The sequence below is a fragment of the Allobosea sp. 67-29 genome (assembly GCF_001898115.1).
In the GTDB taxonomy this organism is placed as follows: domain Bacteria; phylum Pseudomonadota; class Alphaproteobacteria; order Rhizobiales; family Beijerinckiaceae; genus Allobosea.
Genome location: NZ_MKSQ01000022.1, coordinates 26,357 through 40,512, shown reverse-complemented (window position 1 = coordinate 40,512; position 14,156 = coordinate 26,357). Strand labels below are relative to the sequence as shown.

The window sequence follows — 14,156 nt, the reverse complement described above, 5'->3', positions numbered from 1 at the left end:
TGAATTGGGGGCGGTTTGCGCTTGCGGCGCCGGTATGCGAAGGCCGGCCCATGACGAACGCTGCGGGACCGATCGCTGTATATGTCGATGCCGACGCCTGCCCGGTGAAGGACGAGGTCTACCGCGTCGCCGGCCGCCACGGCCTCCACGTCTTCGTCGTCTCCAACAGCTTCCTCAACCTGCCGCGCGAACTCTGGATCGAGCGCGTCGTTGTGCCCGGCAGCTTCGATGCTGCCGATGACTGGATCGCCGAGCGCGTCGCGCGCGGGGCGATCGTCGTCACCGCCGACATCCCTCTGGCCGATCGCTGCATCAAGGCGGGCGCCGACGTCATCGGCCCCACGGGCAAGCCATTCACCGAGGCCTCGATCGGCATGGCGCTGGCGACACGGGACATGATGGAGGATCTGCGCGCGATGGGGGCGGCCAGCGGCGGGCCGAAGCCGTTCTCACAGAAGGACCGCTCGGCCTTCCTGCAGGCGCTCGACCTCGCGATCCAGCGGCTGAAGCGGGCGGGTTTCGCCACCTAGAAGCGGTCCCCGACGCTTCAGATGTCGGAGAAATCGCCGCCCCGCCCTTTGCCGGCGGCAAAACGACCGGCGCCGGCGGCGCCTTCGGCCGCGATGGTGTGGACGCCGCGGTTCCATTCCCGCATCAGCGCCTCGCGGACCGGCAAGCCGTGTCCGGCGATCACGCTGGCCCTGTCGGCCAGCATGGCGCCTTGCGGGAAGCGGACGATCTCATGTGCGAGGCTCTCGGCCGCGCGCCGCGCATCTCCCTTCGGCACAAGTTTCTCGCAGAGGCCAATTCGCAGGGCTTCCTCCGCCTCGACCTTGCGTCCCGTCATGACGATCTCCAGCGCCCGGCCCTGGCCAACGAGGCGGGGCAGCCGTACGGTGCCGCCGTCGATCAGCGGAATTCCCCAGCGTCGGCAGTAGACGCCGAAATAGGCGTCCTCCGCCATCACGCGGACGTCGCACCAGAGCGCCAGCTCCATGCCGCCCGCGACCGCCGGGCCTTCGATCGCGGCGATCAGCGGCTTGCTCATCTCGAGCCGTGAGGGTCCCATCGGCCCGCGTGGAGAGAGCCCCGAAGCCGGAAAGGCGAGGCCTGCGACGATCTCGTGCTGGAAGCGGGCGGGATCGGTGAAAGCCTGGGCGTATTTGAGGTCCCAGCCCGCGCAGAAGGCGCCGCCTTCGCCCCAGAACACGATCGCCCGGGTATCGGGATCGGCGTCGAGCTCCGCGAAGGCCCGCACGAGCGCCTCCGCGCTTTCGGGATCCATCGCGTTGCGCGCCTCGGGGCGGCTGTGAACGACGGTTGCGACATGGCCTTCGCGTTCGATGCGGACTGTCATGAGGAATCTCCCTGGCGTGCCGGCCCGCGTCCAGGTTACGCGAGTTCGTGCCGGAGGGCTCCGCCGCTGGACGCATGCGGCCTTTGCCCGTAAATCTCCGACCAATTCAGCCCCGCCATTCAGGCGGGCGTCCGGGAGGAATTCGATGTCGTTGACCCGCCGTTCCGCGCTCGGCCTGATGGCCGGCGCCGCCCTTGCCCCGTCCCTGGTCCGCGCCGAGGGCTTTCCCGAAAAGGTCGTGACCATCGTCGTGCCCTATCCGGCGGGTGGGCCGACCGACGCGATCGCGCGCTTCGTGGCGCAGGATCTGTCCGTCGCCTTCGGCCACAACGTACTCGTCGACAACCGGGCGGGAGCTTCCGGCGCCGTCGGGACGCGCGCCGTCGCCCATGGCGCGGCCGATGGCTACACCATCGTCTTCGGCAACAACCAGACGCACGGCAACAACATGTTCCTGCTGAAGGACCCGGGCTACGACGCGGTGAAGGACTTCGCGCCGCTCGCCGGCGTCGGCGCCTTCGAGCATGCCTTCGTCGTTCGCAACGACCTGCAGGCCAAGACCATCCTGGAGCTGATCGCTCTCGCCAAGGCCGAGCCCGGCAAGCTCAACTACGGCTCGACCGGAGTGGGCTCCGGATCGCATCTGGCGATGGAGCTGTTCATGCAGCGCACCGGCATCAAGATGACCCATGTGCCCTTCCGGGGAGCGGCGCCGCTGGTGCAGGAAATCGTCGCCGGGCGTATCGACATCGCCGTTTCGACGTTGCCCAGCGTGCTGGAGCAGATCAACGCGGGGGCGCTGCGGGCTTTGGCCATCGCCAGCCCCGAGCGCAACCCTCAGGCAAAGGCCATCCCGACGCTGCGCGAGCAGGGCGTCAGTAACGCCGACGCCGATTCCTGGGCTGCGTTCTTCGCGCCGGCCAAGACGCCGCAGCCGGCACTCCACGTGCTTTCCAAGGCGATCATCGCCTCGCTGAACAAGCCGGCGACGCGCGACGCCATCATCAAGCTCGGCTTCACCCTCAAGGTGCGCGATCCCGAGGCGTTTCGCCCGTATCATGCCAAGGAGATCGAGACCTGGAAGCAGATCATCGCCGAGGCGGGAGTGCAGCCGGCCTGACCGGGCTCCTGACGAGGTGAAATCATGAACCTGATGCCAAAGCTCGCCGCCCGCCGCGAGGCGGGCAAGCCTGTTCGCGTGGCGCTGATCGGCGCCGGCAAATTCGGCTCGATGTTCCTGTCGCAGGTGCCGCATATCGAGGGGCTGGAGGTCGCGGCGATCGCGGATCTCGACCCGGATCGCGCAAGGGCAGCCTGCCGCAACGTCGGCTGGGACGAAGCCCGGATCGCGCGGACCCGCTTCGTCGACGACGGCAGGGCTGCGGCGCAGGCGGACGGCGTCGAGGTCGTGCTGGAAGCGACGGGGCACCCTGCGGCCGGTGCGCGCCACGCTCTGGCCGCGATCGAAGCCGGGCGGCACGTCGTCATGGTCAATGTCGAGGCCGACGTGCTGGTCGGGCCGGTGCTGGCACGCAAGGCGCAGGCGGCCGGTCTTGTCTATTCGATGGCCTATGGCGACCAGCCGGCGCTGGTCAGCGAGATGGTGGACTGGGCACGGGCGGCGGGCTTCGTTGTCGCCGCCGCCGGCAAGGGCACCAAGTACCTACCAGCTTACCATACCGTCACGCCTGACGACGTCTGGACGCATTACGGCCTGACGCCCGAGGCGGCGAAGGCTGCGGGCATGAACCCGCAGATGTTCAATTCCTTCCTCGACGGCACCAAATCGGCCATCGAGATGGCGGCGATCGCCAATGCCTGCGAACTCGACGTACCCGAGGCCGGGCTCGCCTTCCCGCCTTGCGGCGTCGACGATCTCGCCCATGTCCTGCGGCCGCGGACGGTCGGCGGGCAGCTCGATCACGACGGTATGGTCGAGGTCGTCTCCTCGCTGGAGCGCGACGGGCGGCCGGTGTTCCGCGATCTGCGCTGGGGTGTCTATGTCGTGCTCAAGGCTCCAAACGACTACGCTGCCGCCTGCTTCAAGCAATACGGCCTGCCGACGGACGTGACCGGCCGCTATGCCGCGATGTACAAGCCCTTCCACCTGATCGGCCTCGAACTCTCGATCTCGGTGCTGAACGCGGCGCTGCGCGGTGAGCCGACAGGCATGACGCGCGGCTGGCGGGGCGACGCCGTCGCGGTCGCCAAGCGCGCGCTTAAAGCTGGCGAGATGCTCGACGGGGAGGGCGGCTACACCGTCTATGGCCGGTTGATGCCGGCCGCGGCGAGCAAGACCTGTCGCGCCTTGCCGATCGGGCTCGCCCATGGCGTCAGGCTGACGCGTGATGTCGCGGCTGACCAGCCGGTGACCGAGGCTGACGTCACGCTGGACGAAAGTCAGCCGATCGTCTCACTTCGTCGTGAGCTGGCCGCAACGGCTTGGTGATCGGCGGCGTTGCCCTCTATCTCCGGTCTCCGATCGGGTGAAGCAGGGAGCGGATGATGCTGCGGTTCGGACTGGTTGGCGCGCTCGGGATCATTCTGGCGATAGCGAGCCCGGCGTTGCCGGCCGCCGCACAGAAGCGCTTTCCGTCGAGCGCCGGTGAACTGACGGTCGACACCGTCGCGAGCGGGCTCGAACATCCCTGGGGGCTCGCCTTCCTGCCGGATGGGCGCGCACTCGTCACCGAGCGGCCGGGACGGCTTCTGCTGGTCGAGACCGACGGCAAGCTCTCGCGGCCGATCAGCGGCATACCAAGCGTGATGGCGCGGGGGCAGGGCGGCCTGCTCGGCATCGCGCTGGATCCGGAGTTCGCGCAGAACCGGCTGATCTACCTGTCTTTCTCCGAGCCGCGTGCCGGCGGAAACGGCACCAGCGTCGCCCGCGGCCGGCTGAACGAGCAGGGCACGGCGCTGGGCGACGTCACGGTGATCTTTCGGCAGATGCCGACGGTCGCCTCGAACATGCATTTTGGATCGCGGCTCGTCTTCGACCGCACCGGAGCCCTCTTCGTCACGGTCGGCGAGCGCTATACTCAGCGCGACCAGGCGCAGAATCCGGCCAATCATCTTGGCAAGATCATCCGCATCCGCCCTGACGGCAGCGTCCCGGCCGACAATCCCAGGAAGCCGGGCTGGGCGGGGGAGGTCTGGTCGATCGGGCACAGGAACGTGCAAGGCGCGGCGCTGCATCCCGATACGGGCCAGCTCTGGACGGCGGAGCATGGCGCGCGCGGGGGCGACGAGATCAACACGCCCAAGGCCGGGCTGAACTACGGCTGGCCGGTCATCACCTATGGCGTCGACTATTCCGGCGCCAAGATCGGCGAGGGCACGGCGAAGCCGGGCATGGAGCAGCCGCTGTTCTATTGGGACCCATCGATCGCCCCTTCCGGCGCGGCCTTCTATACCGGGACGGCCTGGCCGCAGTGGAAGAACTCGCTGTTCGTCGGCGCGCTTGCCGGCGGCCTTTTGACCAGGCTCTCCACCGAGGGCGAGAAAGTCACCGGCGAGGAGCGCCTGCTGACCGATATCGACGCGCGAATTCGCGATGTCGTCCAGGGACCGGACGGCTTCCTCTATCTTCTCACCGACGAGGAGGACGGCAAGCTGCTGCGCGTGCGGCCAGCCAGATAGCGGCGCGAACGGGTCAGGGCCCACACTCCCATTCGCTGTCGAGCGCGAAGATGTTGCGCATCGCCAGCTTGCCCTGGGCATCGTAGAGATCGCCGACGTAATAGGTCATGCCGGCATCGTCATGATCCTCGCGCCGGACCTGGAGCGACCAGCCATAGCCGACTTTGCGGCCGTGCCAGGCCGGGTGCACGTCGCCGATGGTGGCGGAGCCGAGGATCTGGGCATGCGAGTCGCTCGGGCTGCAGGTCGGGCCAGCCAGGGCGGGCAGGGCGCCGGCAGCGAGGCAGGCGGCGGTCAACAGCGTTCTCAAGGCGAGGTCCTCACGAATCGGAAACGAGCGCGGCGAGCGGTATCGACTGCCGTGTGCGAACGGCCAAGCGCCGGCGGCGCGCAGCACCGTTGTGCTGCAACCGTGGCGATCCAGTCCATGGCCTGCGCGGCCGTTTCTCATTGCGAACGCTCTTCTTCGTGCCGCCATTCTCGCTGGTTAACCTCCGTTAACCACGCTCGCCTAGCTTGCCGGCGAACCCAATCGAATCGGCGGAGACCCATGCGCGCAACCACATTGGCCTTGCCCCTCGTCCTCATCGCCTCGGCGGCCGCGGCCCAGCCGGGCTTCCAGTCCTGCCTTTCCGGCCTGCGTTCCGCTGCTGCGGCGAAGGGTGTCTCGGGAACGACCTTCGACAGGGCCATGGCCGGCGTCGAGCCGGACATGAAGATCATCGAGGCGATGAACAACCAGCCGGAGTTCAAGACGCCGATCTGGGACTATCTCGGCACGCTCGTCGACGACGAGAAGGTCGCGGAGGGGCGCAGCATGCTGCGCCAATATGCCTCCGTCTTCGCTGCGGCCGAGCGGCGCTTCGGCGTGGACCGGCACACCATCGCGGCCGTCTGGGGCGTCGAGAGCGATTTCGGCAAGGCGCGCGGCAAATGGCCGCTGGTGCAGTCGCTGGCGACGGGCGCCTGCCTGGCGCCGCGTCGCAACGCCTTCTTCAAGGGCGAACTGATCGCGACGCTGCAGATCATCCAGCGCGGGGACGTCAGGCCGGACCGGCTGGTCGGGTCCTGGGCCGGCGCCTTCGGGCATACCCAGTTCATCCCGTCGACCTATCTGCGGCTTGCCGTCGACGGCGACGGCGACGGCCGGCGAGACCTGGTCGATTCGATCCCCGATGCGCTGCATTCCACGGCGAATTTCATGGACAAGGCCGGCTGGGTCACCGGTGCCACCTGGGGCTACGAGGTGCGGGTGCCGGACGGCTACCGCGGCACGACCGGCCGCAACCCGAAGCGCCCGCTGGCGCACTGGGCGGCACAGGGTATCGTGAAATACGACGGCTCGCGGCTGGACGGGCACGGCAATGCCGGGCTGCTGATGCCGGCGGGCCGCAACGGGCCGGCATTCCTCGTCTTCAAGAACTATGATGCCGCCTACAGCTACAACGGAGCTGATTCATACGCGCTGGCCATCTCGCTGCTGTCCGACCGGCTGCGCGGCAAGCCCGGCGTGCAGGGACGGTGGCCGACCGACGACCTGCCGCTTTCGCGCGAGCAGCGGCGCGAACTGCAGCGCCTGCTCATTTCCCGCGGCTACGATGTCGGCGAACCCGACGGCGCCGTCGGTTCGCTCACGCGCGCCGCGATCAAGGATATCGAGGCGAAGCTCGGCATGCAGCAGACCGGCCGGCCAGGCGAAAAGGTCCTGCGCGCGCTCAAGAGCGGGCGGGTCTGATCTCGTCAGGAAACGGGTGGCGTGGCGCGGCTGCTCCGCGGAGGATCCCGCGTTCATCTCCGGAGATACCGCCATGACGCGCCACCTGATTTCCACCGGCTCGCCTTTCGAGCGCTCGTTCGGCTATTCGCGCGCCGTGGTCGACGGAGATTTCGTCTTCGTCTCGGGGACGACCGGCTACGACTACGCCACCATGACGCTGCCGGAGGATCCGGCCGCACAGGCGCGCAACGTCTTCAAGACGATCGGCGCGGTGCTGGAGGAGGCCGGCTCTTCGCTCGCCCGTGTCGTGAGAGCGCAGTATTTCGTCACCGACCGCAGCTATTGCGAGCCCGTCCTGGCAGTCTGCGGCGAGGTTTTCGGCGAGATCCGGCCCGCCGCCGGAATTTACGTCGTGGCGGGTCTGCTGAAGCCCGAGATGAAGCTGGAAATCGAGGTCACGGCGCGGATCGGCTGAAGATGGCCGCCGTGGTCAGCCGAGCGGCTTCAGGTAGGCGTAGCCCTTCTGGACCAACGCGGCCGCCTCGGCGATGCCCGCCTTCACGATGTCGTCCGGACCGACGCCGTAGAGCGCCTCGGCCGGATCCAGATCATGGCCGGTGATGGTGTTCCGGCAGACGAGAAACCGTACCCCGTCGCGCTTGAGGGCATCGATCCTGCCGGCGATGTCGCGGTCGCGTCGGGCGAGTTCGAGCAACTCGATCCCGTCGCCTTGCAGGATGATGCGCAGATCGAGTCGTCCGGCACCGACTGCGTCGACATGGTTGCGGGCGATCTGCAGAAGGTTGCGATAGCGACTGCGCGGGAAGAAACCCCCTCCTTCCGTGACGTGATAGACGGCCTTCTGCGGCGCGTAAGGTGCGAAACGGAGGGTCCGGATGGCGTCCGGCGTATGAGGATGTGTGCTGCCTCTGGCGTAGTGCCAGCCGCCGCTCGCCGCGACGACGAGAATGGGCAGCATCCAGAGCAGGCGCCGTGTCTGTCTCATCATGGCTCGCCTTCCGATCGGTTTCGGCACGAAGCCGCGCCGCCGCGCGTCGGCTGCATGCTTCCTAAGACGCGCCGGGCAAGCTCCGTGCCCGAGTCCGGATTGCGGATCGGGCCTCCGGAAAACCGCATTCCCCTTTCGGGAGCGATGCTCTAAGCAGCCTGCCGAGGAAACGGATTTCTGCGACGAGGCACGACGATCATGGCGACCCACAAGCTCCTGCTGCTCCCCGGCGACGGCATCGGCCCCGAGGTGATGGGCCAGGTCGAGCAGATCGTCTCCTGGTTCGGCAAGCATGGGCTCGGCTCCTTCGAGATTGAGAAGGGCCTCGTCGGCGGCGCGGCCTATGACGCGCATAAGCAGGCGATCTCCGAAGGCGACATGAAGCTCGCGCAGGACGCCGACGCCGTGCTGTTCGGCGCGGTCGGCGGCCCGAAATGGGCGGATGTGCCCTACCAGCACCGCCCCGAAGCCGGTCTGCTGCGCCTGCGCAAGGACCTGGGCCTCTTCGCCAACCTGCGCCCGGCGATCTGCTATCCCGCGCTGGCCTCGGCCTCCTCGCTCAAGCCCGAGGTCGTCGAAGGGCTCGACATCCTGATCGTGCGCGAGCTCACCGGCGGCGTCTATTTCGGCGAGCCGAAGGAGATCGTCACGCTGGAGGACGGCTCCAAGCGCGGTGTCGATACCCAGCTCTACACTACGCCCGAGATCGAGCGGATCTGCCGCGTCGCCTTCGAGCTGGCGCGCACCCGCCGCAACAAGGTCTCCTCGGCCGAGAAGCACAACGTGATGAAGACCGGCGTGCTCTGGAAGCAGACGGTGACGGCCCTGCACGCGGCCGAGTACAAGGATGTCGAGCTCGAGCACGTGCTGGCCGACAACTGCGCCATGCAGCTCGTGCGCTGGCCGAAGCAGTACGACGTCATCGTCTGCGACAACCTGTTCGGTGACATTCTCTCCGACGTCGCGGCGATGCTGACCGGCTCGCTCGGCATGCTGCCCTCCGCCTCGCTCGGCGCCGAGGATACGGCCACCGGCAAGCGCAAGGCGCTCTATGAGCCTGTCCACGGCTCGGCGCCGGACATTGCCGGCAAGGGCCTCGCCAACCCGATCGCGATGATCGGCTCCTTCGCCATGGCGCTGCGCTATTCGTTCGGTGCGGGCGAAGCTGCGGACCGGCTCGAAGGCGCGATCGCCGACGTGCTGGGCTCGGGCACCCGCACCAAGGACATCGCGGCTCCCGGCGCCAACGCGGTTTCGACCAGCGATATGGGCCAGGCGATCATCAAGGCGCTGGAAGCGCGGGGTTGAGATTCGGAGGAAGGGAGAGGCGCTCGCCGCGCCTCTCCCCCTCGTGAATTGCCGTGAATCCGCTTTCGTGGCCTAACAGCTGCCAACGAAAACGGAGTGTGTCCGTCATGCTGATCAAGCGCCGGGCCGGCTGGGAACTGCCGGAAATCCAAGCCACGCCGGAGAGCGTCTTTCTCAATCGCCGCCAACTGATGGCAGCGGGGGCAGGGCTGATCGCGGGGGCTGCTTTACCGGGCATCGCAGCGGCGGAAGTCCCCGACCCGACGCTCGACCTCTATCCGGCCAAGCGCAATGAGACCTACAAGCTCGACGTCCCGCTGACCAAGGCGGAGGATGCGGCGAACTACAACAATTTCTACGAATTCGGCATGTCGAAGGACATCGTCGACGCTTCGCACCGGCTGGCGACGCGGCCCTGGTCGATTCAGGTCGACGGCATGGTCGATAAGCCCTTCGAGATCGGTTTCGACGATCTCGTGCGCAAGCTGCCGCTGGAAGAGCGGCTCTACCGCTTCCGCTGCGTCGAGGCCTGGGCGATGGCGGTGCCATGGACCGGCATCCCGCTCAAAGCCTTCGTGGCGATGGCGAAGCCGCTTTCGGGCGCCAAATACATCCGCTTCGAGACCTTCCTGAACCCGCGGGTCGCGCCGGGCCAGAACCAGCGCTGGTATCCCTGGCCCTATGTCGAGGGGCTGACGATGGCCGAGGCAGGGAACGAGCTGCCGCTGCTCGTCACGGGCATCTACGGCAAGCCGCTACCGACCCAGCATGGGGCGCCGATCCGCTTGATCACGCCGTGGAAATACGGCTTCAAATCGGTGAAATCGATCCGCAGGATCAGCTTCGTCGCCGAGCGGCCGAAGACCTTCTGGGAGGCGTTGCAGGCCAGCGAATATGGCTTCTGGGCCAATGTGAACCCGGCGGTGCCGCATCCGCGCTGGAGCCAGGCAAGCGAACAGGTGCTGGGCTCGCGCGAGCGCCGGCCCACCCTGATCTACAACGGCTATGGCGAGCAGGTCGCCGGGCTCTACAAGGGGCTGGAGGGCGAGGCGCTGTTCATGTGAACCAGCCGCCCTGCTGCCAGCTTTCGGGTGCCCTCGGCCTTATTCTGCGTGCTAGACCGGTTCGATCCAGTTCGCGGAGCCGGGAGAGCAAGGATGGCCAACCAGCATTTCCATCTCTTCGAGACGGCGATCGGCACCTGCGCACTGGCCTGGGAGGGCGAGCGCTTCATCGGCGCCCAATTGCCCGAAGGCGATGAGGGCGGCGCCCGACGGCGGCTGGCACGGCGCTTTCCGGAGGCTGAGGAGACCGAGGCACAGGGCTTCGTCGCGGAGGCCGTGGCCGGCATCCGGGCACTGTTCGAAGGGGAGAAGCGCGACTTGTCGCATCTGCCGCTCGCGACCGAGACCGTGACGGAGTTCAACCGCAAGGTTTACGAGGTCGCGCTTTCGATCCCGCCGGGCGAGACGCTGACCTATGGCGAGGTGGCGCAGCGCATCGGCGAGCCGGGCGCAGCCCGGGCGGTCGGGGTCGCGCTCGGCCAAAATCCGTGGCCGATCATCGTGCCCTGCCATCGCGTGCTGGCGGCGGGAGGCAAGACCGGCGGTTTTTCGGCCGATGGCGGTGTCGAGACGAAGCTGCGGATCCTGACCATCGAGAAAGCCCGCACCAGCGCCGAGCCGAGCCTGTTCGAGGCGCTGCCTCTTGCAGCCCGGCCACCGCGGCCCTGAGGCCTGCTCGCCCGCCGCGGGCCGGGGCCAGCTTGAAGCGCTGCAATGACGTCCTTGCAGAAGGTCGCCTTGCCTCGGGCTCGCGGAGCCTTCTAGACTCGCGGCATTGACGCCAACCCTGAGGAATCTCATGGCCAAATTGAAGCTCGCCATCGTCGTCGGCAGCACCCGTCGCGAGTCGATCAACCGCAAGCTGGCGCAGGCCCTGGCCAAGCTCGGCACGGACGCGTTCGAACCCTCCTTCGTGCGGATCGACGATCTGCCGCTGTTCAACCAGGATCTCGAGGCTGACCGCCCCGAGCCGACGCTGAGGCTGAAGCGGGAGATCGAGGCGGCCGACGCCATCCTGATCGTCACGCCCGAGCACAACCGCTCGATTCCGGCCGCGTTGAAGAACGCCATCGACTGGGCGTCGCGCCCCTACGGCAAGAATTCCTGGGCTGGAAAGCCTGTCGCCGTTACCGGCACCAGTGGCGGCGCGGTCGGCACGGCCGTCGCCCAGAACGAGTTGCGCATGATCATGACGAACCTCGCCGGTGTCGTCGCGGGCGGTCAGGTCTTCATCACCTTCAAGGAGGACCTGATCGACGCAAACCACGAGATCACCAACGAGGGAACCCGCAGCTTCCTGCAAGGCTTCATCGACGGCTTTGCCAAGATTGCGGGCAAGCTGGCCGCCTGAGAGCCGCGGATCACCGTCCTCTCGAAGGCACCGCCGTGGCGGTGCCTTTTTTGTTGCCAGCGGCTGCGTCGCGAGCCGAAGCCGTTGGTCGAAACGGGCAAAAAAAGAGCCGGCATCCCCGAAGGGAGCCGGCTTTGTAAGTTTGAAACATCTGGCAAAATGCCAAACATCTCAGAGGGGAACGGCTGAAACGAACTCAACGCCGGGAGGAGATTGCGGAGCCCGTTCCGAACAACCGTGAGTTCAATATCGTGCAGGACCTGCCATTTTGCAATGCAGCATTGATTGGAGCCGCCATGCGCAAGCTGCATATCTCATTCTCATATGCGACCAATTTAAGCCTAAATGATTGAGAAATATGCATTCACTGCAGATTGGATCGCTGGTGAAATGTCTCTGAGCGATCATGTTGGATGCTATTGCGCGCATCGCGTGCATCGTGATGCCGCACCTGTCATGCATTTGCCGGATTTCAGAAAGCTGGTTCCGTGATCTGCCTTCGAATCGGGCACCTGCCGAATGAGCGCGGCCGGCAAGTAGCCCGCGCGGCAGATAACTCCCGCCAGCAAACGCCGGGAAGGCGCACGCCTCCCTCCGCGGCCCTATCGGGCGGTTCGCACAAGGAAGGAGGCGGCTTTTTTCTGACGAGGCCCCGCTGGTCAGTAGGTCCAGCGCTGGGCCTTCTGGATCAGGAAGTCGCGGAAGACCTGAACGCGGGCGACCGACTTCATCTCTTCCGGATAAACCAGGTAGCTCTCGAGCTGAGGCATCTCGGATTCGCGCATGAGCTGCACCAGCGGCGATCCCGTCTCGATCAGATAATCGGGAAGCACCGCGATGCCGGCGCCGGAATCGACCGCGCGCTTCATCGCCGTGATGTTGTTGACGACGAGGTGGAGCGGGCGCGGGTTGCGCTGATCGCGGCCGATCGTGCCGAGCCAGTGCACGGCCGTGAGATAGGATGGCGAGGTGCCGCCAAATGAGATCAGGCGGTGGTTGTCGAGATCCTCGTAGCTCTTCGGCTCACCAAAGCGCTTCACATAGGCCGGCGAAGCGTAGACGTGATAGTGCACGGTGAAGAGCTTGCGCTGGATCAGATCCGGCTGCTGTGGCTGGCGCAGGCGGATGGCGATGTCGGCCTCGCGCATCGAGAGGTCGAGCTCCTCATCGGTCAGGATGAGGTCGACCTTGATGTCGGGATAGAGGTCGAGGAATTCGGCCAGGCGCGGCGTCAGCCAGTGCCCGCCGAGGCCGCGCGTCGCCGTGACCTTGAGCTCGCCCGACGGATGCTCGCGCGTCTCGGAGAGCTGCGAGCGCGTCCGTTCGAGCCGCTGGGTCATTTCGCGCGCGGCGCGCCACAGCAGCTCGCCCTGTTCGGTGAGGATCAGGCCGCGCGTATGCCGGTGAAACAGCGGTGCCCGCAGCTCACGCTCAAGCGCGCCGATCTGCCGGCTCACGGCGGATTGACTCAATCCCAGAACATCGCCAGCTTTGGTGAAACTGCCTGACTCTGCGACGGTATAAAAAATTCGAATGCGGTCCCAATCCACCGCGTTTCCCCCGCTATGCGTTTTGCGCATGATGGGGGATAAACTCCTTGTGCGTCAACGCCTCAGGAGCAGAGATTGTTCTTTTTGGCACTGAATCTGGTGAGGGAACTCATCAAACTCGGTGATGAGTTCCCGAAAGAGCCCTATTCGGCCGCTTCCCGCTGGTCCAGCGCGCTGGCGAGTAGCCAGCGCTCGGCGTCGAGCGCGGCCATGCAGCCCATGCCAGCTGCGGTCACCGCCTGGCGGTAGTGCTCATCGGTGACGTCGCCTGCGGCAAAGACCCCTGGGACGTTCGTCTGAGTCGTGCCGGCCTCGACCTCGAGATAGCCGCTTTCCCGCATGTCGAGCTGGCCGATGAAGAGCTCGGTCGCCGGCTTGTGACCGATGGCGATGAACACCCCATCCGTTTTAAGCTCGCTCTCCGCTTCGGTCTTGGTGTTCTTCAGGCGCAGATGCGTGACGCTGGGCGGGGTGGTGCCGCCGCAAATCTCGGCGATCTCGCTGTCCCAGACCACGTCGATCTTCGGGTGCTTGAACAGACGCTCCTGCATCACACGCTCGGCGCGCAGATGATCGCGGCGATGGACCAGCGTGACCTTGCTGGCGAGGTTGGCGAGGTAAAGCGCCTCCTCGACGGCGGTGTTGCCGCCGCCGACGACAGCAACCTCCTTGTTGCGGAAGAAGAAGCCGTCGCAGGTGGCGCAGGCCGAGACGCCGAAGCCCTGGAAGGCCTGCTCGGACGGCAGGCCGAGCCATTTCGCCTGGGCTCCGGTGGCGATGATCAACGCGTCGCAGGAATAGGTCTCGCCGCCATCGCCCCAGAGCCGGAACGGGCGCTGCGAGAGATCGACGCGGGCGATGTGGTCGGAGACCATCTTCGTGCCCACATGCTCGGCCTGGGCCCTCATCTGCTCCATCAGCCATGGCCCCTGGATGACGTCGGCGAAGCCGGGATAGTTTTCGACATCGGTGGTGATCATCAGCTGGCCACCGGCCTGCATGCCCGAGATCAGGACCGGTTCCAGCATGGCACGGGCGGCATAGATGGCAGCTGTATAGCCGGCCGGGCCGGAGCCGACGATCATGACGCGGGCGTGGGTGTGGGCCATCGTCTCGTTTCCTTTTCGCGGATCCGCCGCGTTCGATTCCGACAGATACGGC

The 14,156-nt window shown here is 66.5% G+C and carries 15 protein-coding genes; 10 read left to right on the top strand and 5 right to left on the bottom strand.

Going from position 1 to position 14,156, the window contains the following annotated elements:
* The first annotated feature begins 50 nt into the window (after positions 1–50).
* A complete protein-coding gene (locus BGO20_RS15910) occupies positions 51–530 on the top strand; it encodes a YaiI/YqxD family protein (RefSeq protein WP_291660262.1) in 480 nt (159 codons plus the stop codon).
* Between the two features lie 17 nt (positions 531–547).
* Here the strand turns inward: BGO20_RS15910 and BGO20_RS15905 are convergent, their stop codons facing one another.
* Complete coding sequence (locus BGO20_RS15905; protein WP_291660263.1) at positions 548–1,357, bottom strand: crotonase/enoyl-CoA hydratase family protein; 810 nt, start codon at positions 1,355–1,357, stop codon at positions 548–550.
* Between the two features lie 145 nt (positions 1,358–1,502).
* Between BGO20_RS15905 and BGO20_RS15900 the strand changes: the two genes are divergently transcribed.
* Genes BGO20_RS15900 through BGO20_RS15890 form a run of 3 tightly spaced genes read left to right on the top strand, consistent with a single transcriptional unit; the run spans position 1,503 to position 4,996 of the window.
* Complete coding sequence (locus BGO20_RS15900) at positions 1,503–2,477, top strand: Bug family tripartite tricarboxylate transporter substrate binding protein (RefSeq protein WP_291660264.1); 975 nt, start codon at positions 1,503–1,505, stop codon at positions 2,475–2,477.
* A gap of 24 nt (positions 2,478–2,501) precedes the next feature.
* The gene (locus BGO20_RS15895; protein ID WP_291660265.1) at positions 2,502–3,806 is read left to right on the top strand and encodes an NAD(P)H-dependent oxidoreductase; all 1,305 of its coding nucleotides are present in this window, start codon (positions 2,502–2,504) and stop codon (positions 3,804–3,806) included.
* Positions 3,807–3,862: 56 nt separating this feature from the next.
* Positions 3,863–4,996, top strand: coding sequence for a PQQ-dependent sugar dehydrogenase (locus BGO20_RS15890; protein WP_299858317.1), 1,134 nt, complete (start codon positions 3,863–3,865; stop codon positions 4,994–4,996).
* Between the two features lie 13 nt (positions 4,997–5,009).
* Here the strand turns inward: BGO20_RS15890 and BGO20_RS15885 are convergent, their stop codons facing one another.
* The gene (locus BGO20_RS15885; protein WP_291660267.1) at positions 5,010–5,306 is read right to left on the bottom strand and encodes a hypothetical protein; all 297 of its coding nucleotides are present in this window, start codon (positions 5,304–5,306) and stop codon (positions 5,010–5,012) included.
* 240 nt (positions 5,307–5,546) lie between these two features.
* Between BGO20_RS15885 and BGO20_RS15880 the strand changes: the two genes are divergently transcribed.
* Both BGO20_RS15880 and BGO20_RS15875 read left to right on the top strand, forming a co-directional pair.
* Positions 5,547–6,731, top strand: a complete 1,185-nt coding sequence (locus tag BGO20_RS15880; RefSeq protein WP_291660268.1) for a lytic murein transglycosylase — start codon at positions 5,547–5,549, stop codon at positions 6,729–6,731.
* Between the two features lie 73 nt (positions 6,732–6,804).
* Positions 6,805–7,188 carry a RidA family protein gene (locus tag BGO20_RS15875; protein ID WP_291660269.1) on the top strand — a complete coding sequence of 128 codons (384 nt, stop codon included), beginning with the start codon at positions 6,805–6,807 and terminating at the stop codon, positions 7,186–7,188.
* A 15-nt stretch (positions 7,189–7,203) separates the two neighbouring features.
* On the opposite strand, the gene BGO20_RS15870 is transcribed toward BGO20_RS15875, so the two are convergent.
* Positions 7,204–7,722, bottom strand: coding sequence for a DsrE family protein (locus tag BGO20_RS15870; protein WP_291660270.1), 519 nt, complete (start codon positions 7,720–7,722; stop codon positions 7,204–7,206).
* Between the two features lie 198 nt (positions 7,723–7,920).
* Between BGO20_RS15870 and leuB the strand changes: the two genes are divergently transcribed.
* From leuB to BGO20_RS15850, 4 genes are all read left to right on the top strand, one after another.
* On the top strand, positions 7,921–9,030 hold the full coding sequence (leuB, locus tag BGO20_RS15865; protein WP_291660271.1) for a 3-isopropylmalate dehydrogenase: 1,110 nt from the start codon (positions 7,921–7,923) through the stop codon (positions 9,028–9,030).
* A gap of 107 nt (positions 9,031–9,137) precedes the next feature.
* A complete protein-coding gene (msrP, locus tag BGO20_RS15860; RefSeq protein ID WP_291660272.1) occupies positions 9,138–10,094 on the top strand; it encodes a protein-methionine-sulfoxide reductase catalytic subunit MsrP in 957 nt (318 codons plus the stop codon).
* Between the two features lie 93 nt (positions 10,095–10,187).
* Positions 10,188–10,763 (top strand): methylated-DNA--[protein]-cysteine S-methyltransferase, encoded by a 576-nt coding sequence (locus BGO20_RS15855; protein ID WP_291660273.1) that lies wholly within the window; start codon positions 10,188–10,190, stop codon positions 10,761–10,763.
* A gap of 130 nt (positions 10,764–10,893) precedes the next feature.
* Positions 10,894–11,445, top strand: a complete 552-nt coding sequence (locus BGO20_RS15850) for an NADPH-dependent FMN reductase (protein ID WP_291660274.1) — start codon at positions 10,894–10,896, stop codon at positions 11,443–11,445.
* A gap of 659 nt (positions 11,446–12,104) precedes the next feature.
* Here the strand turns inward: BGO20_RS15850 and BGO20_RS15845 are convergent.
* Together BGO20_RS15845 and trxB are read right to left on the bottom strand one after the other, a co-directional pair.
* Positions 12,105–12,995: a LysR family transcriptional regulator gene (locus BGO20_RS15845; protein ID WP_291660845.1), complete on the bottom strand. Its 891-nt coding sequence runs from the start codon at positions 12,993–12,995 to the stop codon at positions 12,105–12,107.
* Between the two features lie 143 nt (positions 12,996–13,138).
* Positions 13,139–14,104 (bottom strand): thioredoxin-disulfide reductase, encoded by a 966-nt coding sequence (trxB, locus tag BGO20_RS15840; RefSeq protein WP_291660275.1) that lies wholly within the window; start codon positions 14,102–14,104, stop codon positions 13,139–13,141.
* Positions 14,105–14,156: the final 52 nt, after the last annotated feature.